The organism is Pseudomonas sp. WS 5412 (assembly GCF_012985615.1).
GTDB lineage: Bacteria > Pseudomonadota > Gammaproteobacteria > Pseudomonadales > Pseudomonadaceae > Aquipseudomonas > Aquipseudomonas shahriarae.
In genome coordinates, this window is record NZ_JAARMB010000002.1 from 429233 (window position 1) to 454928 (window position 25696).

20 protein-coding genes are annotated in these 25696 nt (G+C 60.9%); 14 read left to right on the forward strand and 6 right to left on the reverse strand.

Annotated elements, in window-relative coordinates; translation table 11 throughout:
* Nucleotides 1-4: 4 nt before the first annotated feature.
* From HBR94_RS04900 to nuoN, 12 genes are all read left to right on the forward strand, one after another.
* The gene (locus HBR94_RS04900; RefSeq protein ID WP_012724951.1) at nucleotides 5-679 is read left to right on the forward strand and encodes an NADH-quinone oxidoreductase subunit B; all 675 of its coding nucleotides are present in this window, start codon (nucleotides 5-7) and stop codon (nucleotides 677-679) included.
* Between the two features lie 72 nt (nucleotides 680-751).
* The gene (gene nuoC, locus HBR94_RS04905; RefSeq protein ID WP_170044290.1) at nucleotides 752-2536 is read left to right on the forward strand and encodes an NADH-quinone oxidoreductase subunit C/D; all 1785 of its coding nucleotides are present in this window, start codon (nucleotides 752-754) and stop codon (nucleotides 2534-2536) included.
* Nucleotides 2537-2538: 2 nt separating this feature from the next.
* The gene (gene nuoE / locus HBR94_RS04910) at nucleotides 2539-3036 is read left to right on the forward strand and encodes an NADH-quinone oxidoreductase subunit NuoE (RefSeq protein WP_057441399.1); all 498 of its coding nucleotides are present in this window, start codon (nucleotides 2539-2541) and stop codon (nucleotides 3034-3036) included.
* On the forward strand, nucleotides 3033-4388 hold the full coding sequence (gene nuoF, locus HBR94_RS04915) for an NADH-quinone oxidoreductase subunit NuoF (protein ID WP_057441397.1): 1356 nt from the start codon (nucleotides 3033-3035) through the stop codon (nucleotides 4386-4388). The genes nuoE and nuoF overlap by 4 nt, the downstream gene beginning before the upstream one ends.
* Nucleotides 4389-4523: 135 nt before the next feature.
* On the forward strand, nucleotides 4524-7238 hold the full coding sequence (gene nuoG, locus HBR94_RS04920; protein WP_057960016.1) for an NADH-quinone oxidoreductase subunit NuoG: 2715 nt from the start codon (nucleotides 4524-4526) through the stop codon (nucleotides 7236-7238).
* On the forward strand, nucleotides 7235-8242 hold the full coding sequence (gene nuoH / locus HBR94_RS04925) for an NADH-quinone oxidoreductase subunit NuoH (RefSeq protein ID WP_017737147.1): 1008 nt from the start codon (nucleotides 7235-7237) through the stop codon (nucleotides 8240-8242). The genes nuoG and nuoH overlap by 4 nt, the downstream gene beginning before the upstream one ends.
* A gap of 11 nt (nucleotides 8243-8253) precedes the next feature.
* Entirely contained in the window at nucleotides 8254-8802 is a 549-nt protein-coding gene (nuoI, locus tag HBR94_RS04930) for an NADH-quinone oxidoreductase subunit NuoI (RefSeq protein WP_003174725.1), read from the forward strand.
* Nucleotides 8803-8811: 9 nt separating this feature from the next.
* A complete protein-coding gene (nuoJ, locus tag HBR94_RS04935) occupies nucleotides 8812-9315 on the forward strand; it encodes an NADH-quinone oxidoreductase subunit J (RefSeq protein ID WP_017476146.1) in 504 nt (167 codons plus the stop codon).
* Between the two features lie 2 nt (nucleotides 9316-9317).
* A complete protein-coding gene (gene nuoK, locus HBR94_RS04940; protein ID WP_003174727.1) occupies nucleotides 9318-9626 on the forward strand; it encodes an NADH-quinone oxidoreductase subunit NuoK in 309 nt (102 codons plus the stop codon).
* Nucleotides 9623-11476 (forward strand): NADH-quinone oxidoreductase subunit L, encoded by a 1854-nt coding sequence (nuoL, locus tag HBR94_RS04945; RefSeq protein WP_170044291.1) that lies wholly within the window; start codon nucleotides 9623-9625, stop codon nucleotides 11474-11476. Before nuoK ends, nuoL begins: the two co-directional genes overlap by 4 nt.
* A 39-nt stretch (nucleotides 11477-11515) precedes the next feature.
* On the forward strand, nucleotides 11516-13048 hold the full coding sequence (gene nuoM / locus HBR94_RS04950; RefSeq protein WP_057445263.1) for an NADH-quinone oxidoreductase subunit M: 1533 nt from the start codon (nucleotides 11516-11518) through the stop codon (nucleotides 13046-13048).
* Between the two features lie 7 nt (nucleotides 13049-13055).
* Nucleotides 13056-14519: an NADH-quinone oxidoreductase subunit NuoN gene (gene nuoN / locus HBR94_RS04955; protein ID WP_057441395.1), complete on the forward strand. Its 1464-nt coding sequence runs from the start codon at nucleotides 13056-13058 to the stop codon at nucleotides 14517-14519.
* 233 nt (nucleotides 14520-14752) lie between these two features.
* Here nuoN and HBR94_RS04960 read toward each other — a convergent pair whose 3' ends face one another.
* Genes HBR94_RS04960 through HBR94_RS04985 form a run of 6 tightly spaced genes read right to left on the reverse strand, consistent with a single transcriptional unit; the run spans nucleotide 14753 to nucleotide 20682 of the window.
* Nucleotides 14753-16495, reverse strand: a complete 1743-nt coding sequence (locus HBR94_RS04960; RefSeq protein ID WP_029293329.1) for an ABC transporter substrate-binding protein — start codon at nucleotides 16493-16495, stop codon at nucleotides 14753-14755.
* 38 nt (nucleotides 16496-16533) lie between these two features.
* Nucleotides 16534-16806, reverse strand: a complete 273-nt coding sequence (locus HBR94_RS04965) for a DUF2160 domain-containing protein (RefSeq protein WP_029293327.1) — start codon at nucleotides 16804-16806, stop codon at nucleotides 16534-16536.
* A 10-nt stretch (nucleotides 16807-16816) separates the two neighbouring features.
* Complete coding sequence (locus HBR94_RS04970; RefSeq protein ID WP_017735079.1) at nucleotides 16817-17617, reverse strand: carbohydrate ABC transporter permease; 801 nt, start codon at nucleotides 17615-17617, stop codon at nucleotides 16817-16819.
* A gap of 10 nt (nucleotides 17618-17627) precedes the next feature.
* Nucleotides 17628-18494 (reverse strand): sugar ABC transporter permease, encoded by an 867-nt coding sequence (locus tag HBR94_RS04975; RefSeq protein ID WP_057441394.1) that lies wholly within the window; start codon nucleotides 18492-18494, stop codon nucleotides 17628-17630.
* A complete protein-coding gene (locus tag HBR94_RS04980; protein ID WP_115128482.1) occupies nucleotides 18491-19588 on the reverse strand; it encodes an ABC transporter ATP-binding protein in 1098 nt (365 codons plus the stop codon). Before HBR94_RS04980 ends, HBR94_RS04975 begins: the two co-directional genes overlap by 4 nt.
* Complete coding sequence (locus HBR94_RS04985) at nucleotides 19588-20682, reverse strand: ABC transporter ATP-binding protein (protein WP_057445261.1); 1095 nt, start codon at nucleotides 20680-20682, stop codon at nucleotides 19588-19590. The genes HBR94_RS04980 and HBR94_RS04985 overlap by 1 nt, the downstream gene beginning before the upstream one ends.
* Before the next feature lie 253 nt (nucleotides 20683-20935).
* Here HBR94_RS04985 and HBR94_RS04990 point away from each other — a divergent pair, with 253 nt between their 5' ends.
* A complete protein-coding gene (locus HBR94_RS04990; RefSeq protein ID WP_115128483.1) occupies nucleotides 20936-22756 on the forward strand; it encodes a sigma-54-dependent Fis family transcriptional regulator in 1821 nt (606 codons plus the stop codon).
* 176 nt (nucleotides 22757-22932) lie between these two features.
* A partial coding sequence (locus tag HBR94_RS04995; RefSeq protein WP_170044292.1) for a DUF6531 domain-containing protein occupies nucleotides 22933-25696 on the forward strand: 2764 nt, incomplete at its 3' end.

Genomic DNA, 25696 nt, shown 5'->3' on the forward strand with positions numbered 1-25696 from the left:
GGCGATGCAATACAATCTCACCAGGATCGACCCGGATGCTCCTAACGATCAGTACCCCATCGGCGAGCGGGAAACCGTCTCCGATCCGTTAGAAGACCAAGTCCACAAAAACATCTACATGGGCAAGCTGGAAGACGTGCTGAGTGGCGCGGTCAACTGGGGGCGTAAGAACTCCCTGTGGCCGTACAACTTCGGCCTTTCGTGCTGCTACGTGGAAATGACCACCGCCTTCACGGCGCCCCACGACATCGCGCGCTTTGGCGCCGAGGTTATCCGGGCATCGCCGCGTCAGGCGGATTTCATGGTTATCGCCGGTACCTGCTTTATCAAGATGGCGCCGATCATCCAGCGTCTCTACGAGCAAATGCTCGAGCCGAAGTGGGTTATCTCCATGGGTTCGTGCGCCAACTCCGGTGGCATGTACGACATCTACTCCGTGGTTCAGGGGGTCGACAAGTTCCTGCCCGTGGACGTCTACGTGCCTGGCTGCCCGCCCCGCCCTGAAGCTTTCCTGCAAGGCTTGATGCTGCTGCAGGAGTCGATTGGCAAGGAGCGTCGCCCACTATCCTGGGTTGTCGGCGATCAAGGCGTGTACCGCGCCGAGATGCCGTCACAAAAGGAACAGCGCCGCGAACAGCGAATCGCAGTCACCAACCTGCGCAGCCCCGACGAAGTCTGATCCAGAACCGCTTCTTTTATAGAACGAAAACCTGGCTTCATTCTTTACGTTGACCGAAAGCGATAAAAAACCATGACTACAGGCAGTGCTCTGTACATCCCGCCTTATAAGGCAGACGACCAGGATGTGGTCGTCGAACTCAATAACCGTTTTGGCCCTGACGCCTTCACTGCCCAGGCCACACGCACCGGTATGCCGGTGCTGTGGGTGGCGCGTGCCAAGTTCGTCGAAGTCCTGACCTTCCTGCGCAACCTGCCCAAGCCGTACGTCATGCTCTATGACCTGCATGGCGTGGACGAGCGTCTGCGCACCAAGCGCCAGGGGCTGCCGAGCGGCGCTGATTTCACCGTGTTCTATCACCTGATGTCGCTGGAACGTAACAGCGACGTGATGATCAAGGTCGCCCTGTCGGAAAGCGACCTGAGCATCCCGACCGTGACCGGTATCTGGCCGAACGCCAGCTGGTACGAACGCGAAGTCTGGGACATGTTCGGCATCGACTTCCCGGGCCACCCGCACTTGACGCGCATCATGATGCCGCCAACCTGGGAAGGTCACCCGCTGCGCAAGGACTTCCCTGCCCGCGCCACCGAATTCGATCCGTTCAGCCTCAACCTGGCCAAGCAACAGCTTGAAGAAGAAGCGGCGCGCTTCCGTCCGGAAGACTGGGGCATGAAACGCTCCGGCACCAACGAGGACTACATGTTCCTCAACCTGGGCCCGAACCACCCTTCGGCCCACGGTGCCTTCCGCATCATCCTGCAACTGGACGGCGAAGAAATCGTCGACTGCGTACCGGACATCGGCTACCACCACCGTGGTGCCGAGAAAATGGCCGAACGCCAGTCCTGGCACAGCTTCATCCCGTACACCGACCGTATCGACTACCTCGGCGGCGTGATGAACAACCTGCCGTACGTGCTCTCGGTCGAGAAGCTGGCCGGGATCAAGGTTCCGGACCGCGTCGACACCATCCGCATCATGATGGCCGAGTTCTTCCGGATCACCAGCCACCTGCTGTTCCTGGGTACCTATATCCAGGACGTCGGCGCCATGACCCCGGTGTTCTTCACCTTCACCGACCGTCAGCGTGCGTACAAGGTCATCGAAGCCATCACCGGCTTCCGCCTGCACCCGGCCTGGTACCGCATCGGCGGTGTGGCCCACGACCTGCCGAACGGCTGGGAGCGCCTGGTCAAGGAATTCATCGACTGGATGCCCAAGCGTCTGGACGAGTACCAAAAGGCTGCGCTGGATAACAGCATCCTCAAGGGCCGGACCATCGGCGTCGCCCAGTACAACACCAAGGAGGCCCTGGAATGGGGCGTCACCGGTGCTGGCCTGCGTTCCACCGGTTGCGATTTCGACCTGCGCAAGGCGCGCCCGTACTCCGGCTACGAGAACTTCGAGTTCGAAGTCCCGCTGGCGGCCAACGGCGATGCCTACGACCGTTGCATCGTGCGCGTCGAAGAAATGCGCCAGAGCCTGAAAATCATCGAGCAGTGCATGCGCAACATGCCGGCCGGCCCGTACAAGGCGGATCACCCGCTGACCACGCCGCCGCCTAAAGAGCGCACCCTGCAGCACATCGAAACCCTGATCACGCACTTCCTGCAAGTCTCGTGGGGCCCGGTCATGCCGGCCAACGAGTCCTTCCAGATGATTGAAGCGACCAAGGGTATCAACAGTTATTACCTGACGAGCGATGGCGGCACCATGAGCTACCGCACCCGGATTCGTACCCCAAGCTTTGCCCACTTGCAGCAGATCCCTTCGGTGATCAAAGGCGAGATGGTCGCGGACTTGATTGCGTACCTGGGTAGTATCGATTTCGTTATGGCCGACGTGGACCGCTAAGCATGAACAGCACGCTTATCCAGACAGACCGTTTCACCTTGAGTGAAACCGAGCGCTCGGCCATCGAGCACGAGCTGCATCACTACGAAGACCCGCGCGCGGCGTCGATCGAAGCCTTGAAGATCGTCCAGAAGGAACGTGGCTGGGTGCCCGACGGTGCCCTCTACGCCATCGGCGAGATCCTCGGCATCCCGGCCAGCGATGTGGAAGGCGTGGCGACGTTCTACAGCCAGATCTTCCGCCAGCCGGTCGGCCGCCACATCATTCGCGTGTGCGACAGCATGGTCTGCTACATCGGTGGCCACGAGTCGGTGGTCGACGCGATCCAGAGCAAGCTGGGCATCGGCCTGGGCCAAACCACTGCAGACGGTCGCTTCACGCTGCTGCCGGTGTGCTGCCTGGGCAACTGTGACAAGGCGCCGGCGTTGATGATCGACGACGACACATTCGGCGACGTCCAGGCTGCTGGCGTCACCCAATTGCTCGAGGGCTACCCATGACCCTGACTTCCTTTGGTCCCGCCAACCTGATCAAGCGTTCGGCCGAGACTCACCCGCTGACCTGGCGCCTGCGTGACGACGGCGAGGCGGTATGGCTTGACGAGTACCAGGCCAAGAACGGTTACGCCGCAGCGCGCAAAGCCTTTGCCGACATGGCCCAGGACGATATCGTCCAGACCGTGAAGGACGCAGGCCTTAAAGGTCGCGGTGGTGCAGGCTTCCCCACGGGTGTGAAGTGGGGCCTGATGCCTAAAGACGAATCCATCAACATCCGTTACCTGCTGTGCAACGCGGATGAGATGGAGCCCAACACCTGGAAAGACCGCATGCTGATGGAGCAACTGCCCCATCTGCTGATCGAAGGCATGCTGATCAGTGCCCGTGCGCTGAAAACCTACCGGGGCTACATCTTCCTGCGTGGCGAATACACCACCGCCGCCAAGCACCTGAACCGTGCCGTGGCCGAAGCCAAGGCCGCAGGCCTGTTGGGCAAGAACATCCTCGGTTCGGGTTTTGACTTCGAACTGTTCGTGCATACCGGCGCCGGGCGTTATATCTGCGGTGAAGAAACCGCCCTGATCAACTCCCTCGAAGGCCGCCGCGCCAACCCACGCTCCAAGCCGCCCTTCCCTGCCGCCGTTGGCGTATGGGGCAAGCCTACGTGCGTGAACAACGTCGAGACCCTGTGCAACGTGCCGGCGATCATCGCCGACGGCGTGGACTGGTACAAATCCCTGGCCCGCGAAGGCAGCGAAGACATGGGCACCAAGCTCATGGGCTTCTCCGGCAAGGTCAAGAACCCTGGCCTGTGGGAACTGCCATTCGGCGTGACCGCCCGTGAGCTGTTCGAGGACTACGCCGGCGGCATGCGCGACGGCTACACCCTCAAGGCCTGGCAGCCAGGCGGCGCCGGCACCGGTTTCCTGTTGCCCGAGCACCTCGACGCACAGATGTATGCCGGCGGCATCGGCAAGGTGGGCACCCGGATGGGTACCGGCCTGGCGATGGCGGTGGACAACACCGTGAACATGGTCTCGCTGCTGCGCAACATGGAGCAGTTCTTCGCTCGCGAATCCTGTGGCTTCTGCACCCCGTGCCGCGATGGCTTGCCATGGAGCGTCAAGCTCCTGATGGCGATCGAGAAAGGCGAAGGCCAGCCGGGGGATATCGAGACCCTGCTGGGCCTCGTGGGTTTCCTCGGCCCGGGCAAGACCTTCTGTGCTCACGCACCGGGCGCCGTGGAGCCACTGGGCAGCGCAATCAAGTACTTCCGCTCGGAGTTCGAAGCCGGCATCGCGCCCAAAAGCGCCGCCGTCCCGCCTCTGGCAAAGCCGATCGTAGTCGGCGCGTAACGCTTCAATAGGCGAAGGGTCCGTGCCCTTCGCCTTGTCATGTGCTGACGCCTTGAAGGCTGTGTTGATGCACATGAATAACAAGATTCCATTAGCCACGCCCGCTGACAACGGGCCAACGAAGAACTTTGAACCATGGCCACTATCCACGTAGACGGCAAAGCGCTCGAAGTCGATGGGGCGGACAACCTGTTACAGGCGTGTCTGTCACTAGGCCTCGACATCCCTTATTTCTGCTGGCACCCCGCGCTTGGTAGCGTCGGTGCCTGTCGCCAGTGTGCGGTCAAGCAGTACACCGACGAAAACGACACCCGTGGTCGTATCGTTATGTCCTGCATGACGCCGGCCACCGACAACACCTGGATTTCCATCGACGATGATGAATCCAAGGCGTTCCGCGCCAGCGTTGTCGAATGGCTGATGACCAACCACCCCCACGACTGCCCGGTCTGTGAGGAAGGCGGTCACTGCCACCTGCAAGATATGACGGTGATGACCGGCCACAACGAGCGCCGTTATCGCTTCACCAAGCGTACCCACCAGAACCAGGACCTCGGCCCGTTCATTTCCCACGAAATGAACCGCTGCATCGCCTGCTATCGCTGCGTGCGCTTCTATAAAGACTACGCCGGCGGCACCGACCTGGGCGTATTCGGCGCCCACGACAACGTGTACTTCGGTCGCGTTGAAGACGGCGTGCTCGAAAGCGAGTTCTCCGGCAACCTCACCGAGGTCTGCCCGACCGGTGTGTTTACCGACAAGACCCACTCCGAGCGCTACAACCGCAAGTGGGACATGCAGTTCTCGCCGAGCATCTGCCATGGCTGCTCCAGCGGTTGCAACATCTCCCCGGGCGAGCGCTACGGCGAACTGCGTCGCATCGAAAACCGCTTCAACGGTTCGGTCAACCAGTACTTCCTGTGCGACCGTGGCCGTTTCGGCTATGGCTACGTCAACCGCGAAGACCGCCCTCGCCAGCCATTGCTGGCCGATGGCGCCAAGCTGAGCCTGGACGCGGCGCTGGATAAAGCCGCTGACCTGCTGCGCGGGCGCAACATCGTGGGTATCGGTTCGCCACGCGCCAGCCTCGAAAGCAACTACGCGTTGCGCGAGCTGGTAGGCGCCGAGCACTTCTACAGCGGTATTGAAGCCGGTGAGCTGGAGCGCATTCGCCTGGTCCTGCAAGTGCTCAATGACAGCCCGCTGCCAGTACCGAACATGCGCGACATCGAAGACCACGACGCGATTTTCGTGCTCGGTGAAGACCTGACCCAGACCGCCGCACGTATCGCCCTGTCGCTGCGCCAGTCGGTCAAAGGCAAGGCCGAAGAAATGGCCGACGCCATGCGCGTCCAGCCGTGGCTCGACGCCGCGGTGAAAAACATCGGCCAGCACGCGCTGAACCCGCTGTTTATCGCCAGCCTGGCTGAAACCAAGCTCGACGATATCGCCGAAGAATGCGTGCACGCAGCACCCGACGACCTGGCTCGCATCGGTTTCGCCGTGGCCCACGCCCTCGACGCCAGCGCCCCTGCCGTCGAAGGCCTGGACGCAGAAGCTGCAGCCCTGGCCCAGCGCATCGCCGATGCCCTGCTGGCGGCCAAGCGTCCACTGATCATTGCCGGTACCTCGCTGGGTTCCAAGGCGCTGATCGAGGCCGCCGCCAACATCGCCAAAGCCTTGAAGCTGCGCGAGAAGAACGGCTCCATCAGCCTGGTCGTGCCGGAAGCCAACAGCCTTGGCCTGGCCATGCTCGGTGGCGAGTCCCTGGACAGTGCCCTGCAAGCCGTGATCGACGGCACTGCGGACGCCATCGTGGTACTGGAAAACGACCTGTACACCCGCACCGATGCGACCAAGGTCGATGCAGCGCTGAATGCTGCCAAAGTGCTGATCGTTGCCGATCACCAGAAGACCGCCACCAGCGACCGCGCCCACCTGGTGCTGCCAGCCGCCACCTTCGCCGAAGGCGACGGGACCCTGGTCAGCCAGGAAGGCCGCGCCCAGCGCTTCTTCCAGGTGTTCGATCCAAAGTACATGGACGCCAGCATCCTGGTTCACGAAGGCTGGCGCTGGCTGCATGCCCTGCGCGCAACCCTGCTGAACCAGCCGATCGACTGGACCCAGCTCGACCACGTCACCGCAGCCGTCGCCGCGAGCGCACCGCAGTTGGCGCGTATCGTCGATGCCGCACCGTCCGCCGCGTTCCGCATCAAGGGCATGAAGCTGGCCCGTGAACCGCTGCGTTACTCCGGGCGTACCGCCATGCGCGCTGATATCAGCGTGCACGAACCGCGTACCCCGCAAGACAACGACACCGCGTTCGCCTTCTCCATGGAAGGCTACTCGGGTTCGGTCGAGCCCCGTCAGCAGGTGCCATTTGCCTGGTCGCCGGGCTGGAACTCGCCGCAGGCCTGGAACAAGTTCCAGGACGAAGTCGGTGGTCATATCCGCGCTGGCGACCCGGGCACCCGCCTGATCGAAAGCACCGGCGATTCGCTGAACTGGTTCGCTGCAGTACCGCGTCCGTTCAACCCGGCCCAGGGCACCTGGCAGGTTGTGCCGTTCTTCCACCTGTTCGGCAGCGAAGAGACCTCTTCCAAAGCCGCACCGGTGCAAGAGCGCATTCCACAAGCCTACGTGTCCGTGGCCAAGTCCGAAGCCGATCGCCTGGGCGTCAACGATGGTGCCCTACTCAGCGTGAACGTAGCCGGCCAGACCCTGCGTCTGCCGCTGCGCATCAACGACGAGCTGGGTGCTGGCCTGGTTGCACTGCCAAAAGGCCTCGCCGGGATTCCTCCTGCGATCTTTGGCCAAACCGTTGACGGTCTGCAGGAGGCAGCGCAATGACCTGGTTCACCCCTGAAGTGATCGACGTGATCATCTCGGTCGTCAAGGCCATCGTGATCCTGTTGGCCGTGGTCGTCGCGGGCGCCCTGCTCAGCTTCGTCGAACGTCGCCTGCTGGGCTGGTGGCAGGACCGTTACGGTCCGAACCGCGTTGGCCCATTTGGTATGTTCCAGATCGCTGCCGACATGCTGAAAATGTTCTTCAAGGAAGACTGGACCCCGCCGTTTGCCGACAAGGTGATCTTCACCCTGGCACCGGTCGTGGCCATGAGCGCCTTGCTGATCGCCTTCGCGATCATCCCGATCACCCCGACCTGGGGCGTGGCGGACCTGAACATCGGCTTGCTGTTCTTCTTCGCCATGGCCGGTCTGTCGGTCTACGCGGTGCTGTTCGCCGGCTGGGCCAGTAACAACAAGTTCGCCCTGCTGGGCAGCTTGCGGGCCTCGGCCCAGACTGTGTCCTACGAAGTGTTCATGGGCCTGGCGCTGATGGGCATCGTGGTGCAGGTGGGCTCGTTCAACATGCGCGACATCGTCGAGTACCAGGCACAGAACCTGTGGTTCATCATTCCGCAGTTCTTCGGCTTCTGTACCTTCTTCATCGCTGGCGTGGCCGTGACTCACCGTCACCCTTTCGACCAGCCCGAAGCGGAACAGGAACTGGCCGACGGTTACCACATTGAATATGCCGGCATGAAATGGGGCATGTTCTTCGTCGGTGAGTACATCGGCATCATCTTGATCTCGGCCCTGCTGGTCACGCTGTTCTTCGGCGGCTGGCACGGTCCGTTCGGCATCCTGCCGCAGTTGGCGTTCTTCTGGTTCTTCCTCAAGACCGCGTTCTTCATCATGTTGTTTATCCTGCTGCGCGCTTCCATTCCGCGTCCACGATACGACCAGGTGATGGATTTCAGCTGGCGCTTCTGCCTGCCGCTGACCCTGATCAATTTGCTGGTGACTGCTGCCGTTGTGTTGTTGAACACGCCAGCGGGCGCGGTTCAGTGAGGATTTGACCCATGTTCAAATATATTGGCGACATCGTTAAGGGTACCGGTACCCAGTTGCGAAGCCTGGTGATGGTTTTCGGCCATGGCTTTCGCAAACGCGACACCCTGCAATACCCGGAAGAAGCGGTGTACCTGCCGCCGCGTTATCGCGGCCGTATCGTACTGACCCGCGACCCCGATGGCGAAGAGCGTTGCGTAGCCTGCAACCTGTGCGCCGTGGCGTGCCCGGTTGGCTGTATCTCCCTGCAGAAAGCTGAAACCGAAGACGGTCGCTGGTACCCGGACTTCTTCCGCATCAACTTCTCGCGCTGCATTTTCTGCGGCCTCTGCGAGGAAGCTTGCCCGACCACCGCAATCCAGCTGACACCGGATTTCGAAATGGCCGAGTTCAAACGTCAGGACCTGGTGTACGAGAAAGAAGATCTGTTGATCTCTGGTCCCGGTAAAAACCCTGATTACAACTTCTATCGTGTTGCAGGTATGGCCGTTGCCGGTAAGCCCAAAGGCGCCGCACAAAACGAAGCCGAGCCGATCAACGTGAAGAGCTTGCTGCCTTAAGGAAGAAAGATGGAATTCGCTTTCTATTTCGCATCGGGTATTGCAGTGGTGTCCACGCTTCGCGTGATCACCAACACCAACCCCGTGCACGCCCTGCTCTACCTGATCATTTCGCTGATCGCCGTGGCCATGACCTTTTTCAGCCTCGGCGCACCGTTTGCCGGTGTCCTGGAAGTGATCGCCTACGCTGGCGCCATCATGGTGCTGTTCGTGTTTGTGGTGATGATGCTCAACCTGGGGCCGGCTTCGGTCGCCCAGGAGCGCGTCTGGCTCAAGCCCGGCATCTGGCTTGGCCCGGTGATCCTGGCAGCGCTGCTGCTGGCTGAACTGCTGTATGTACTGTTCGCTCACCAGAGCGGCCAGGCCATCGGCCACACCACCGTAGACGCCAAGGCCGTGGGCATCAGCCTGTTCGGCCCGTACCTGCTGGTGGTCGAACTGGCTTCGATGCTGCTGCTCGCTGCAGCCATCACTGCCTTCCACTTGGGCCGCAACGAAGCCAAGGAGCAATGACGATGCCTGCTATCCCTTTGGAGCATGGTCTGGCGGTCGCCGGCATCCTGTTCTGCCTTGGCCTGGTCGGCCTGATGGTTCGCCGTAACATTCTGTTCGTGTTGATGAGCCTGGAAATCATGATGAACGCTGCTGCACTGGCCTTCATCGTGGCGGGTGCGCGTTGGGGCCAGCCGGATGGGCAAGTGATGTTCATCCTGGTGATCAGCCTGGCAGCCGCCGAGGCCAGTATTGGCCTGGCGATCCTGCTGCAACTGTATCGTCGCTTCCACACGCTTGATATCGACGCTGCCAGTGAGATGCGCGGATGAACATGATCTTTCTGACTTTCGTATTTCCCCTGATCGGTTTCCTGCTGCTGTCGTTCTCCCGTGGACGCTGGTCGGAAAACCTCTCGGCCCTGGTCGGCGTGGGTTCCATTGGCCTGTCGGCGATTGTCGCCGCCTACGTCATCTGGCAATTCAACGTTGCGCCACCAGAAGCGGGTCACTACACCCTGGTGCTGTGGCAGTGGATGGCGGTCGAAGGCTTCAAGCCTGACTTCGCCCTCTACGTCGACGGCCTGTCGATCACCATGCTCGGCGTGGTGGTGGGCGTGGGCTTCCTGATCCACCTGTTCGCGTCCTGGTACATGCGCGGTGAGGCCGGTTACTCGCGCTTCTTCGCCTACACCAACCTGTTTATCGCCAGCATGCTGTTCCTGGTGCTGGGCGATAACCTGTTGTTCCTGTACTTCGGCTGGGAAGGCGTGGGCCTGTGCTCGTACCTGTTGATCGGTTTCTACTACAGCAACCGCAACAACGGTAACGCGGCACTCAAGGCGTTTGTCGTGACCCGGATCGGCGACGTGTTCATGGCCATCGGCCTGTTCATCCTGTTCCAACAGGTGGGCACGCTGAATATCCAGGAACTGCTGGTGCTGGCACCGCAGAAATTCCAGGTCGGCGACTTCTGGATCACCCTGGCAACCCTGATGCTGCTGGGCGGCGCTGTCGGTAAGTCGGCACAACTGCCACTGCAAACCTGGCTGGCAGACGCCATGGCCGGTCCTACCCCGGTTTCGGCACTGATCCACGCCGCCACCATGGTGACCGCCGGTGTCTACCTGATCGCCCGTACCCACGGCCTGTTCACCCTGGCGCCGGAAATCCTGCACCTGGTGGGCCTGGTGGGTGGCGTGACCCTGGTGCTGGCCGGCTTCGCCGCGCTGGTGCAGACCGACATCAAGCGGATCCTCGCTTACTCGACCATGAGCCAGATCGGCTACATGTTCCTGGCCCTGGGCGTCGGCGCTTGGGACGGCGCGATCTTCCACCTGATGACCCACGCCTTCTTCAAGGCCCTGCTGTTCCTTGCGTCCGGTGCGGTGATCGTTGCCTGCCACCACGAGCAGAACATCTTCAAGATGGGCGGCCTGTGGAAGAAACTGCCATTGGCCTACGCCAGCTTCATCGTCGGCGGCGCGGCGCTTGCAGCCCTGCCACTGGTGACCGCAGGTTTCTACTCCAAAGACGAAATCCTCTGGGAAGCCTTTGCCAGCGGTAACCAAGGCCTGCTGTACGCCGGTCTGGTTGGCGCATTCATGACCTCGCTGTACACCTTCCGCCTGATCTTCATCACGTTCCACGGTGAAGCCAAGACCGAAGCCCACGCAGGTCACGGCATTTCCCACTGGCTGCCACTGTCGGTGCTGATCATCCTGTCGACCTTCGTCGGCGCCATGATCACCCCGCCACTGGCTGGCGTACTGCCACAAAGCGTCGGGCATGCCGGCGGCGACGCCAAGCACAGCCTGGAAATCGCCTCGGGCGCCATCGCCATCGCCGGTATCCTGCTGGCGGCCATGTTGTTCCTCGGCAAGCGTCGCTTCGTCACTGCCGTGGCCAACAGTGGCGTTGGCCGCTTCCTTTCGGCCTGGTGGTTCGCTGCCTGGGGCTTCGACTGGATCTACGACAAACTGTTCGTCAAGCCTTACCTTGCGATCAGCCATGTACTGCGCAAAGACCCGCTCGACCAGACCATTGGTTTGATCCCGCGTGCCGCCAAGGCCGGTCACACCGCCCTGAGCCGCACCGAGACCGGCCAATTGCGTTGGTATGCAGCTTCCATGGCGGCCGGTGCCGTGCTGGTGATCGGCGCCATCGTAGTGGTAGCGGTCTGATATGAACTTTGCGAACTTGCGAAAGGAAACGAGCCCGTCATGATTCTGCCCTGGCTAATCCTGATCCCTTTTATCGGCGGCCTGCTCTGCTGGATGGGCGAGCGCTTCGGCGCTACCCTGCCCCGCTGGATTGCGTTGCTGACCATGTCCCTGGAACTCGCACTCGGCCTCTGGCTGTGGGCCCATGGCGACTATTCATTTGCTCCGGCACCGGGTGTCGATCCAACCTTCGCGCTTGAATTCAAGCACGTCTGGATCGAACGCTTCGGCATCAACGTGCACCTGGCCCTCGATGGCCTGTCGCTGTTGATGATCCTGCTGACCGGCCTGCTGGGTATCCTCTCGGTACTCTGCTCCTGGAAAGAAATCGAGCGTCACGTGGGCTTCTTCCACCTGAACCTGATGTGGATCCTGGGCGGCGTTGTCGGCGTGTTCCTTGCGCTGGACCTGTTCATGTTCTTCTTCTTCTGGGAAATGATGCTGGTGCCGATGTACTTCCTCATCGCGCTCTGGGGTCACAGTTCTTCGGACGGCAAGAAAACCCGGATCTACGCGGCGACCAAGTTCTTCATCTTCACCCAGGCTTCCGGCCTGATCATGTTGGTGGCGATCCTGGGCCTGGTCCTGGTCAACTTCAACAACACCGGCGTGATTACCTTCAACTACGCCGACCTGTTGAAAACCAAGATGTCGATGACCACCGAGTACATTCTCATGCTCGGTTTCTTCATCGCCTTCGCGGTGAAGCTGCCAGTGGTACCGTTCCACTCCTGGTTGCCTGACGCTCACGCCCAGGCACCCACCGCAGGTTCCGTGGACCTGGCCGGTATCCTGTTGAAGACGGCGGCCTACGGCCTGCTGCGTTTCGCCCTGCCGCTGTTCCCGAATGCTTCGGCCGAGTTCGCGCCGATTGCCATGACCCTGGGTCTGATCGGGATCTTCTACGGCGCGTTCCTGGCCTTCGCACAAACCGACATCAAGCGTCTGATTGCCTTCTCGTCCGTTTCCCACATGGGTTTCGTACTGATCGGCATCTACTCCGGCAGCCAGCTGGCGTTGCAAGGCGCGGTGATCCAGATGCTGGCTCACGGTGTTTCGGCAGCCGCACTGTTTATCCTCAGTGGCCAACTGTACGAGCGCCTGCACACCCGTGACATGCGTGAAATGGGCGGCATCTGGTCGCGTATCGCCTACCTGCCGGCGATCAGCCTGTTCTTTGCAGCCGCCTCCCTGGGCTTGCCGGGCACCGGTAACTTTGTCGGCGAGTTCCTGATCCTGATGGGCAGCTTCGTCAGTGCGCCATGGATCACCGCGATTGCCACCTCCGGCCTGGTGTTCGGCTCGGTCTACTCGCTGATCATGATCCACCGCGCCTACTTCGGCCCGACCAAGTCGGACGCTGTCCTCAAAGGGATGGATGCTCGCGAACTGATCATGGTGCTCGGCCTTGCGGCATTGCTGGTGTATATCGGCGTGTATCCGCAACCGTTCCTCGACACCTCTGCCGCCACGATGCATGGCGTGCAGCAGTGGTTGAGCACCGCCTTCACTCAACTCGCTTCGGCCCGGTAAGAGCGCTATGGAATTCACGATCCAACACTTTATCGCGCTTGCGCCGCTGCTGATTACCAGCCTCACCATTGTGGTGGTGATGCTGGCAATCGCCTGGCGCCGCAATCACTCACAGACGTTCCTGCTGTCTACCGCAGGTCTGAACTTGGCCTTGCTGTCGATTATCCCGGCACTCAAGGTCGCCCCACTGGCGGTGACCCCGCTGGTGATGATCGATGACTTCGCGCTGCTGTACACCGCGTTGATCCTGGTTGCGACACTGGCCTGCGTCACCCTCGCCCACGCTTACCTCGGCGAAGGCGGCACCGGCTACCCGGGCAACCGCGAAGAGCTGTACCTGCTGATCCTGCTGGCTGCGGCCGGCGGTATCGTGCTGGTCAGCGCGCAGCACCTGGCCGGTTTGTTCATCGGCCTGGAACTGCTGTCGATCCCGACCTACGGCCTGGTGGCCTACGCCTTCTTCAACAAGCGCTCCCTGGAAGCCGGCATCAAGTACATGGTGCTGTCGGCCGCCGGTTCCGCGTTCCTGTTGTTCGGTATGGCCCTGCTCTACGCCGAAGCCGGCAGCCTGAGCTTCAGCGGTATCGGCCACGCACTGGCCACCACCAGCATGCCTGCGCCGCTTGCCCAACTGGGCCTGGCCATGATGCTGATCGGCCTGGCGTTCAAGCTGTCGCTGGTACCGTTCCACCTGTGGACCCCGGACGTGTACGAAGGCGCCCCGGCGCCGGTAGCCGCGTTCCTGGCTACTGCGTCGAAGGTTGCAGTGTTTGCGGTGATGGTGCGTCTGTTCCAGATCTCCCCTGCCGCCAACACCGGCGTACTCAGCGACGTGCTGACCGTGATCGCCATTGCGTCGATCCTGTTCGGTAACCTGCTGGCCCTGACCCAGAACAACCTCAAGCGTCTGCTGGGTTACTCGTCCATCGCCCACTTCGGCTACCTGCTGATCGCCCTGGTGGCGAGCAAGGGTCTGGCCGTGGAAGCCATCGGCGTGTACCTGGTCACCTACGTGATCACCAGCCTCGGTGCGTTCGGCGTCATCACCCTGATGTCCTCGCCTTACAAAGGCCGTGACGCCGACGCCCTGTACGAATACCGCGGCCTGTTCTGGCGCCGTCCGTACCTGACCGCCGTGCTGACCGTGATGATGCTGTCCCTGGCCGGTATCCCGCTGACCGCCGGCTTTATCGGCAAGTTCTACATCGTCGCGACCGGTGTTGAAGCCCACGAATGGTGGCTGGTGGCCTCGCTGGTACTGGGCAGCGCCATCGGCGTGTTCTACTACCTGCGCGTGATGGTCACCCTGTACCTGATCGAGCCAAACCTGCGCCGTGTGGACGCCGAGCTGCACTGGGAGCAAAAAGCCGGTGGCGTGATGCTGCTGGCCATTGCCCTGCTGGCGTTCTTCCTGGGTGTCTACCCACAACCGTTGCTCACCCTGGTGCAGCATGCGGTGATGGCGGGTTGATCGCTTAGGCTCAAGCAGTAAACAGAACGGCACCCTTGGGTGCCGTTTTGCGTTTCTGGGGGGAGATATGCGGTGCCACCGCTGTCGCCATCGCGGGCAAGCCCGCTCCCACACATGACCGTGCTCTCATGATGAAACCGGATCAATGTGGGAGCGGGCTTGCCCGCGATGGCGGTAGCAGCGACACCACAAAAAACGGCACCTCACGGTGCCGTTGTGCTATCTGCCCTACCTCACTTACGCGCCGCCTCCCATGACTTGAGCAAGTCGGCATAGTTCACGGTTTCACCCTTGGGCTTTTCGTTCGCCAGTTTCGGCTTCGGTGCACCCGGCTGGTCGAACCAGTACTGGGCATCGCGCTCGGGGTTCATCTTCGGCCCACAGATCGGCTGCACCTTGGAGCGCTCCAGGCGCGTCATGATGGCGTCCTGATCTTTGGCCAGGCCATCCAGCGCCTGTTGTGGGGTTTTCTCGCCGCTGGCGGCTTCCGAGATATGGCTCCACCACAGCTGCGCCAGGCGCGGATAATCCGGCACGTTGGTGCCGGTCGGCGTCCATTGCACCCGCGCCGGGCTGCGATAGAACTCCACCAGGCCGCCGAGTTTCGGGGCCAGGTCAGTCATGGCCTGGGAGTTGATGTCGGATTCGCGGATTGGCGTCAGGCCGACGATGGTTTTCTTCAAGGACACGGTTTTCGAGGTGACGAACTGCGCATACAGCCAGGCTGCCAGTTTTTGCTTCTCAGGCGTGGATTTGAGGAAGGTCCAGGAGCCCACGTCCTGATACCCCAGCTTCATACCCTCCTCCCAATACGGACCGCGTGGTGACGGTGCCATGCGCCACTTCGGTGTGCCATCGGCGTTCATCACCGGCAGACCCGGCTTGGTCATATCGGCGGTAAAGGCGGTGTACCAGAAAATCTGCTGCGCGATGTTGCCCTGGGACGGTACCGGCCCGGACTCGGAGAAGGTCATGCCCGCCGCTTCCGGTGGCGCATAGGCGCGCATCCAGTCGACATATTTCTGCGTGGCAAACACCGCGGCCGGGCCGTTGGTATCGCCGCCACGGGTCACGCTGGAACCCACCGGGTGGCAGTCCTCGACCCGAATGCCCCACTCGTCCACCGGCAAGCCGTTGGGCAGGCCCTTGTCGCCGCCCCCGGCCATGGAGAACCAGGCATCGGTAAAGCGCCAGCCCAGGGACGGATCCTTCTTGCCGTAGTCCATATGGCCATACACGCGTTTGCCGTCGATTTCCTTGACGTCTTCGCTGAAGAACTTGGCGATATCTTCATAGGCCGACCAGTTCACCGGGACGCCCAACTCATAGCCGTACTTTTCCTTGAACTTGGCCTTGAGATCGGCCCGCTCGAACCAGTCGGCGCGGAACCAGTACAAGTTGGCAAATTGCTGGTCGGGCAACTGGTAGATCTTGCCATCCGGCGCAGTGGTAAAGGAGATGCCGATAAAGTCCTTGAGGTCCAGGGTCGGCGAGGTGAAGTCCTTGCCTTCATTGGCCATCAGGTCGGTGATGGATTCGGTCTTGCCATAGCGAAAGTGCGTACCGATCAGGTCGGAATCGTTGACCCAGCCGTCATAGATATTCTTGTCCGACTGCATCTGGGTCTGCAGTTTTTCCACCACATCGCCTTCCTGCAGCAGATCGTGGGTCAGCTTGATCCCGGTGATTTCACTGAAGGCCTTGGCCAGCACCTTGGATTCGTACTCGTGGGTGGTGAGGGTTTCCGACACCACATTGATCTTCATCCCACGAAACGGCTCGGCGGCCTTGATAAACCACTTCAACTCTTCAAGTTGCTGGGCTTCGGTGAGGGTGGACGGTTTGAACTCGCTGCCAATCCATTTTTTCGCGGCATCTTCATAGGCATCAGCCCAGGCCGCAGCACTCAGGCCACTGAGGGCCAAGACAGCGGCCAATGAAATGCTATGTCGCAGCTTATTGTTTTTATCGAACATAGAGACCTCCTGGTTGGGATCAAAAGGGATGCCTGTGGCTATCCCCAACGCATCACAGACAACAGCCACACCACAGACAGCGCGGACGCCACCCAGATGCTCCAGCCGGTTACGCCAATCACCAGCAGATGCAGGTAGGCGCTCCCGAGAAGACCGATAAACAAACGATCACCACGGGTGGTGCTGATCGGTAACAAGCCGCGCCGGGGAATGCTCGGCGAACGCAGCTCCCACGTGGTCATGCCCGCCAGCAACAGGGCAATCGCCGCAAAGAACAGTGCGGTTGGGGTGGTCCAGGCCATCCATTCCATCATCGTTTCCTCAGACCCGGCCAAGGGCAAAGCCCTTGGCCACATGGTTGCGAACAAACCAGATCACCAGCATGCCCGGCAGGATGGTCAGCACCCCGGCGGCCGCCAGTACGCCCCAATCAATCCCGGACGCTGACACGGTGCGGGTCATCACGGCGGCAATCGGTTTGGCATTCACAGACGTCAGCGTGCGCGCCAGCAGCAGTTCGACCCAGGAAAACATAAAGCAGAAAAACGCCGTGACACCGATCCCCGAGCCAATCAGCGGGATAAAGATCTTCACGAAAAACTTCGGAAAACTATAGCCGTCGATGTAGGCCGTTTCGTCGATCTCCTTGGGCACCCCCGACATAAAGCCTTCCAGGATCCACACCGCCAGCGGCACGTTGAACAGGCAGTGGGCCAGAGCCACAGCGATATGGGTGTCGAACAGGCCGATGGACGAATACAACTGGAAAAACGGCAACAGGAACACCGCCGGTGGCGCCATGCGGTTGGTCAGCAACCAGAAGAACAGGTGCTTGTCGCCGAGGAAGCGATAGCGCGAAAACGCGTAGGCCGCCGGCAGCGCCACCGTCAGGGAAATCACGGTGTTCAGGCTCACGTAGTACAGCGAGTTCAGATACCCGGTGTACCAACTGGGGTCGGTGAAAATCACCTTGTAGTTGGCCAGGGTGAAATCCTGCGGAAACAGCGTCAGGCCGCCGAGGATTTCGGTGTTGCTCTTGAAGGACATGTTCAGCAGCCAGTAGATCGGCACCAGCAGGAACAGAATGTAAATCAGCAGCGGGATGACCTTGCGCTTGCTCATGTTGGCGGCCTCAGCGGTTGGCGTCGGAGTGGGTCATGGCGGTGTAGAACAGCCAGGACACCAACAGGATGATCAGGAAATACACCAGGGAAAACGCTGCCGCCGGCCCCAGGTCGAATTGGCCGATAGCCATCTGGGTCAAGGTCTGACTGAGGAAGGTCGTCGCATTCCCCGGCCCGCCTCCCGTCAGGACAAACGGCTCGGTGTAGATCATGAAACTGTCCATGAAGCGCAGCATCACGGCGATCAGCAGCACGCTCTTCATCTTGGGCAACTGGATATGTCGGAATACTGCCCAGGCTGATGCCCGATCAATCCGCGCCGCCTGGTAGTACACATCCGGTATGGCCCGCAGCCCGGAGTAGCACAGCAGCGCCACCAGAGAGGTCCAGTGCCACACATCCATGACCAGCACCGTGACCCAGGCGTCCATGGTGTTGGCGGCATAGTTGTAGTTGATGCCCATGGCATTCAGGCTCGAACCCAGCAGGCCGATATCGGCACGGCCGAAGATCTGCCAGATGGTACCGACCACGTTCCACGGGATCAGCAGCGGGATGGCCATCACAATCAGCACCAGGGACGACCAGCGGCCTTTGGTGGGCATGGTCAGGGCAATGGCAATGCCCAGCGGGATCTCGATCAACAGCACACACGCGGAATAGATGAACTGGCGCAGCAGCGAGTCATGCAGGCGCGGGTCCAGCAGCACTTGCTTGTACCAGTCGGCACCGACGAAATAGCGGCTGGACTGGTCGAAAATGTCCTGCACCGAGTAGTTGACCACGGTCATCATCGGGATCACCGCGCTGAACGCCACCAGCAGGAACACCGGCAATACCAGCCACCAGGCCTTGTTGTTCTGCACCTTGTTCATGGCCGTGCCTCCAGCAGGTAATCATCGGCATAGACCATCAACCATTGCGCCGGGAAGCTGATCGACGCCCGGCCCTCGGGTACCGGTTTGTCTTCGGCCAGGCGTACTTTCAACGGCGCGCCGTCGAGGTTGAGGGTCAGGATCTTGTAGGTGCCCAGGTCTTCGATATGCATGACGTCGGCCTGCAACGCATCAGGATTGGGCTCGTCCCACACATGGATAAACTCGGGACGAATGCCGACCTGAAGTTTTTTGTAGTCCTTTTCCGCGATCTGCCGCTGCTGCACCTCGGACAACGCCAGATGTGTCCCGGCAAACCGCGCCCCACCAGCTTCGGCCTGCACTTCAATCAGATTCATCCCTGGGCTGCCGATGAAATAGCCGACAAAGGTATGGCTGGGACGCTCAAACAATTCCCGCGGCGTGCCGAACTGCACAATCTGCCCGCCGTACATCACCGCGATCTTGTCGGCAAAGGTCGAGGCCTCCAACTGATCGTGGGTGACGTAAACCATGGTGATATTGAACTGCTCATGGATCTGCTTGAGCTTGCGCCGCAGTTTCCACTTCAGGTGCGGGTCGATTACCGTCAGCGGCTCGTCGAACAGGATCGCCGAGACGTCATCGCGCACCAGCCCACGGCCCATCGAGACCTTTTGCTTTTCATCGGCACTCAGGTTGCGGGCCTTTTTGCCCAGCAGGTTCTGCAGGTCGAGCACTTCAGCAATTTCCTGCACCTTGCTGTGCACTTTCGCCTCGGCCATGCCCTGGTTGCGCAGGGGGAATGCCAGGTTATCGAACACGGTCATGGTGTCGTAGACCACCGGGAACTGGAAAACCTGGGCGATATTGCGCTTTTCCGGGGTCAGCTCATTCACCACCTTATTGTCGAACAGCACCTGGCCTTCCGAAGGGCTGAGCAGGCCGGAGATGATGTTGAGCAAGGTTGACTTGCCACAGCCAGACGGCCCGAGCAACGCGTAGGCACCGCCCTGCTCCCAGATGTGGTTCATTTCGCGAATGGCGTAGTCTTCAGGCCCGGCGGGTGTAGGGCTGTAGCTATGTGCCAGGTTCTGCAAATGGATCTCGGCCATCAGGCAACCCTCGCGACACGGCGCCCGGGAGCCTGGACCAAACGGCCCTGACCATCGAACACAAACAGTTTATGGGTCGGAATATAGATGCGGATCGGCGCATCCACGTCGTACTCGTGTACTCCCGGCAGGTGTAAAACCAGCAAAAAATGCTCGCTGCGCACGTGCAGGAAGGTTTCCGAGCCGCTGATCTCCGCCACTTCCACGGTTACTGCCAGTTCCAGATCATCGTCGTTGCTGGGCACCAGGCTGATATGGCTGGGGCGCACACCAAAGCGGAATTCGCCCTCGCCGATGGGGCGCAGGTCGACATTCAACGGAAAGTGCACGTCGCTGGCGAAACTCACTTCATTGCCGCTGATGCGCCCCGGCATCAGGTTGATCGGCGGTTCGGAAAACAGCTCGGCCGCCAGCACGGTCTGCGGTTGGTGATAGACCTCGGCGGCCTTGCCGCTCTGGATCACCCGGCCTTCGTGGAGAATGGTGGTGGTGCCTCCCAGCGCCAGTGCCTCGTTGGGCTCGGTGGTGGCATAGATGGCAATGGTGTTGCGGGCCTTGAACAGCTCGCGCATTTCCTGACGCAGCTCTTCGCGCAGTTTGTAGTCCAGATTGACCAAGGGTTCGTCGAACAGAATCAGCTCGGCATCCTTGACCAGCGCCCGGGCCATCGCCGTGCGTTGCTGCTGGCCACCGGACAGCTCCAGAGGGTGACGTTGCAGGAACTTCTCGATGCGCAGCATCTTCGCGGTTTCCAGCACTTTGCTGTGGATCAGTTCGTTGGAGGCCCCGGCCTGGCGCAGCGGCGAGGCGATGTTCTCGAACACGGTCATGGTCGGGTAGTTGATGAACTGCTGGTACACCATCGACACATTGCGCAAGCGCACCGGCTTATGGGTGACGTCGACGCCGTTCATCAGGATGCGTCCGCTGTCAGGCTTGTCCAGGCCGGCCATCAGGCGCATCAGGCTGGTCTTGCCGGACAGCGTACGGCCCAGCAACACATTGAAAGAACCGGCTTCAAAGCGCAGGTTGGCGTCGTCGATCCAGGTCTGGCCTTCGACGACACGGGTCACATGTTCCAGGGTCAATGACATGACACGCCCTTTTTCTTATTGGAATTGTTCTTCCAGGGGCAGAGCGAGTTTCGTGCCAATAATAAAAAACGTCGATTTGCCAAAGACTTGAGCAAAACCACTGCTCAGTGCTGAACAGAAATGAACATTCACAACTGAACAATTGAACAACCTCCAGGTTGACAATGAACAGTTCTGAACAACACTGAGCAAGCCCGCTCGCACATTGGAATTGCATAGGGTTCATAACAACAATAAAAAGAAGGTCGCCGCCATGGCCGCACCAGCCCCGCTTTTGCCCCACGACACCATCATCCAGGACTCCTGGCGCCGCTGCCGTGCGTTCGGCCTGGATCACCAGAGCGCACCCAGCTTCGACCAACTGCCCGCCGAGGGCATCAGCCAACTGCTGGAGAGCCAGCACGCGCTGGTCCAGACCACCCACCAGGAAGTACTGCCTTATTACGAGAACATCCTCAGCAATTCCAACTGCCTGATCATGCTGGCCGACAATCAGGGCCAGGTCCTGACCTCGTGGGGCACCCAACGCTTTATCGACCCCAAGCTGGCCCGTGGCTTCAACGCCGGAGCCAGTTGGATGGAGCGCGCCACCGGCACCAACGCCATCGGCACCGCGCTGGCCTGCGCCCAGGCGGTGCATATCGAACATGACGAACACTTCCTCAAGGCCAACCGTTTTATGACCGGTTCAGCCGCGCCGATCTTTGATGCCAACCGCGAGATCATTGCGGTACTGGATGTGTCCAGCGACAGCTACCTGCCGCCCTCCCACACCCTGGGCATGGTCAAGATGATGAGCCAGACCGTGGAAAACCGGCTGATCCTTAACCTGTTTGGCGGCGAACACTTCCAACTGACCTTCAACACCGGCCTGAACAACCTCGACAGCCAATGGGCCGGCCTGCTGATCTTCGATGAAAGTGGCCAGGTGCTGTCAGCCAATCGCCGCGCCGACAACTTGCTGGGCATCAGCCTGTCGCGGGTGATGATCGACAGCCTGTTCAAGGTCTCGCTGCTGGAGTTGCTCAACCAGCCCGAAGGCCTGCCCTTTGCCCTGCAGGCTGCGGGGCGCAACCGTTTCCAGTGCCTGCTCAAACGCCCCAAACAGGCGCCGGTGCAGGCCAGGGTCTTTAGTGAACCAGCCCCCGCGCCCATCGGCCTCAAGACCCTGCACTTTGGCGACAGCCGCGTGGAAAAGGCTGTGCGCCAGGCCGAACGCCTACTGGAAAAAGACATTCCGCTGCTGATCCACGGTGAAACCGGTGTCGGCAAGGAAGTTTTCGTCAAAGCCCTGCACCAGGCCAGTTCCCGCAGCCAGCAGGCGTTTATCGCGGTCAACTGTGCGGCAATTCCGGCGGAGCTGGTGGAATCGGAGCTGTTTGGCTATGAAAAAGGCGCGTTCACCGGCGCCAATCAAAAAGGCAGCATTGGCCTGATCCGCAAGGCCGACAAAGGCACGCTGTTTCTCGATGAAATCGGTGACATGCCCTTGCCCACCCAGGCCCGGCTACTGCGGGTATTGCAGGAGCGCTGCGTCCAGCCGGTGGGCAGCAGCGAATTATTCCCGGTGGACCTGCGGATTATCTCGGCGACCAACCGTTCGCTGCGCGAACAGGTGCAGATCGGACGGTTTCGGGAGGATTTGTACTACCGCATCGGCGGCCTGACCCTGGAACTGCCGCCCCTGCGCGAGCGCAGTGACAAGCAGGCGCTGTTCAAGCAACTGTGGCAACAGCACCGCGAGCCCACGCAGTGGGCCGGGCTCAGTGCTGAAGTGCTGGCGTTATTCGAGCAACACCCCTGGCCGGGCAACCTGCGCCAGGTCAGCAGCGTAATGCAGGTGGCGCTGGTCATGGCCGAAGATCAACCGATTCGCCCCGAGCACCTGCCGGATGATTTTTTTGTCGACCTGAGGCAAGCCGCACCCAGCGCGCCGGTGGTCGTGGACGATCTGGACGATAGGCAAAACCTTCAGCAACGACTGGCAGCGGTCGGCGGCAATATCTCCCACTTGGCGAGGGAGTTGGGGGTCAGCCGCAATACCTTATACAAGCGATTACGCGCCGCTCCATAGCCGTAAACCCTGTGTCTTTCTTTAAGACTGATCGCTAGTTGATGTGGGCATAAGCGCCGATTCCAACTGAAAAACTCCCCCTGTCCGTAAGCCCATTCTGATTTAACAGACCACACCTCCAAGCGCCCTTTTCCTGCGGCATTCTCCGACGCCTTTCTTTTGCAGAGACGTCATGGATGCCAGCCCCTGCCCCTGATTCATCGCCCATCGACCTGATCGAATACGAGCTGGATGGCTTTCACCAGAGCCTGGCGCTGTATCGCCAGCAGGTAACAAGCTGGTACGCGCAGGCCCTGGACAAGGTCAGCCACGCCACGGATTTGCCGTCGCTGCTGGGCATGGAGCGGGTGTTGCGGGTCGGTGATTCCCAGGTGTCGGTAAGCCTGACCGACACCGACTTTGCTTCCAGTGTTGCCGTGTGCCCGGCAGGCGGCGAGCTGAAGATCGAAAGCAAATTCGAGTCGGTGTATGACGTGCCGCTGGGCAATCTCCAGGTGCAGGTGATTGGCCTGGAGGACGGCAGTTCCACGTTTATCCAACTGGATGAACAGGGCAAGGGCGCCCATCACTGCGCGGCCGGTGGGCGCTATCAGGTGCGCGTACAGGGCGGGGTTTCGGCGGCGCAGGTGGAGGCGCTGTTTGCGTCCTACGACAGTTTGACCGCCGAGCTACAAGCCTGGCTGCGCAAGGAATGGAGGGGGTTCAAACCGCACTGGCAGGTGTCGGCGTCAAGTGCCATTGGCAGTGGGATATTGGCCGGTACCTGGTCAGCCATTTCCGAGGTGTGGGACAGCCTGTCACTGATGCAGGACATCCTCAAGGACCCGGCCAAGCACATCGAACGCCTTGGCGCCCAGGCCGCCGAGCTGGCAGCCCTGGCGCGCGAAGCGCCGCAGGTGATGGAACAGGCGATGTTGCTGGCCAGCGACGAAGCGGCGCTGTACCTGATGTTGCGCACGGCGATGATCTGGTTATCGGCGTTGCCGCCCAGCCAGGTGGCAGGGAAAACCGCCGAGGTGATTGCCGGGTTTGCGGTGTCGCTGCTCATTGATTTGCTGATTGCGCTGGTGCTGACCATTGCCCTGCAAGGTGCCGGGATCGCGTACCTGGGGCTGCGTCTGGCGAAGTATGGCAAGCAGGTGGTTGACGTTGCAGTGGGCTTCGTCAAAGGCGTGTTCGACATCCTCAAGCGTTTTATGGGGGCGGTGGATCGCTACAAGACGGTGGCTGTGCGCGGCGTGGTTGGCGGCTTGAAAAAGGGTGGCCTGCAGATGCACTGGGGCGCGCGGCGCAATACCACGCTCAAGCAGGCAGAGGCGTTGGACGACGCACCCTCCTCCGCGAAAAACCCCAACGGTGAGGCAACCGCCAGCGCTGATAAAACCGCGACCCACGGTTGCCCGGTGTCCATGGTCACCGGCGAAGAACTGCTGACCCTGACCGATGGCGAACTGGATGGCGTGCTGCCATTTGCCTGGACGCGCCTGTATCGCACCAGTGCCGTGGAGGTGGATTGCGGGTTGGGCTTTGGCTGGAGCCACTCGTTGGCGCAGCGGCTGGAGGTGGTCGGCGGGTCGGTGGTGTGGACGGACCATGAGAACCGCAGCACCACCTTTCCCCTGCCCTCCAGTGCCCGCCCGGCGATCAGCAATAGCCTGGCTGAAGCGGCGATTTATCTGGGCGCGGCGCCGGATGAACTGGTGCTGGCGCAGGGGGCACGCTTCTACCACTTTCACGACGGTGTGCTGACGGCGATCAGCGATGGGTATGACAACCGCCTGGGTATTTCCCGCGATGGCTTGGGGCGGATTCTGCGCCTGGATAACGGTGCCGGTCGCGCCTTGCTGTTGCGTTATGACCGCGGGCATATCGTGGCGGTGGACTACCAGGTGTTTCGCGTGGAAAGCGAATCGGATGACGCCTGGGTTACCGAGCAGAACGTTGTTTCCTACCGCTATGACGAACAGTGGCGACTGCTTGAGGCGATCAATGCCGTCGGCGAAAGCGAGCGCTATCAGTACGACAGCCTTGCGGTGATCACTGAGCGGCAGTTGGCCGGTGGGGCGAGTTTCTTCTGGGAGTGGGAACGGTCTGGCAAGGCGGCGCGCTGTGTGCGGCATTGGGCCAGTTTTGCGCAGATGGATACGCGCTATAGCTGGGACGACGGCCGCGTCACCCTGCTTAACGCCGATGGCAGTCAGGAAGTTTACGTGCATGACCCGCGGGCACGCCTGGTGCAGCGGGTTGATCCGGATGGCGGCGAGCATTTCAGGTCCTACGACGCACAGGGGCGGCTGACGGTTGAACAGGATCCCCTGGGCGCGATCACGGCCTACCAGTACGACGAGGCTGGGCGCTTGGTGGCGCTGTTTCCTGGGGATGACGAGCCTACCTCCTACGAGTATGAGGATGGCTTCGTACGGGTCATGCGCCGGGGTGAGGCGGTCTGGAAGTACCAGCGTAATGATCAGGGCGCGATCACGCGCCAGACTGATCCTGACGGCAATGTCACCGAGTACAGCTATGACAAGCGTGGCCAGCTTTTAGCGGTTTGGTACCCGGACCACAGCTGCCAGCGCCTGACGTGGAACGATCTTGGGCAGTTGATTGGCGAGCAACTGCCCAATGGCGGCGTGCGGCGTTATCGCTATGACGACCTGGGCCGGCAGATTGCCCGCGAGGATGAACATGGCGCCCTGACCCAGTATCACTGGGACGCGGTGGGTCGGCTGATCAAGGTGGTAATGCCGGGCGGCGCCACCCGCGAATTGAGCTACAACCCCTACGGAAAAATCACCGCCGAGCGCGATGAGCTGGGGCGTGTGACCCGGTATGAATATGCCGATGGCTTGCACCTGATCAGTCGCCGGATCAACCCCGATGGCTCTCAACTCAAGTACCGCTACGACAACACCCGCCTGCTGCTGACCGAGATCGAAA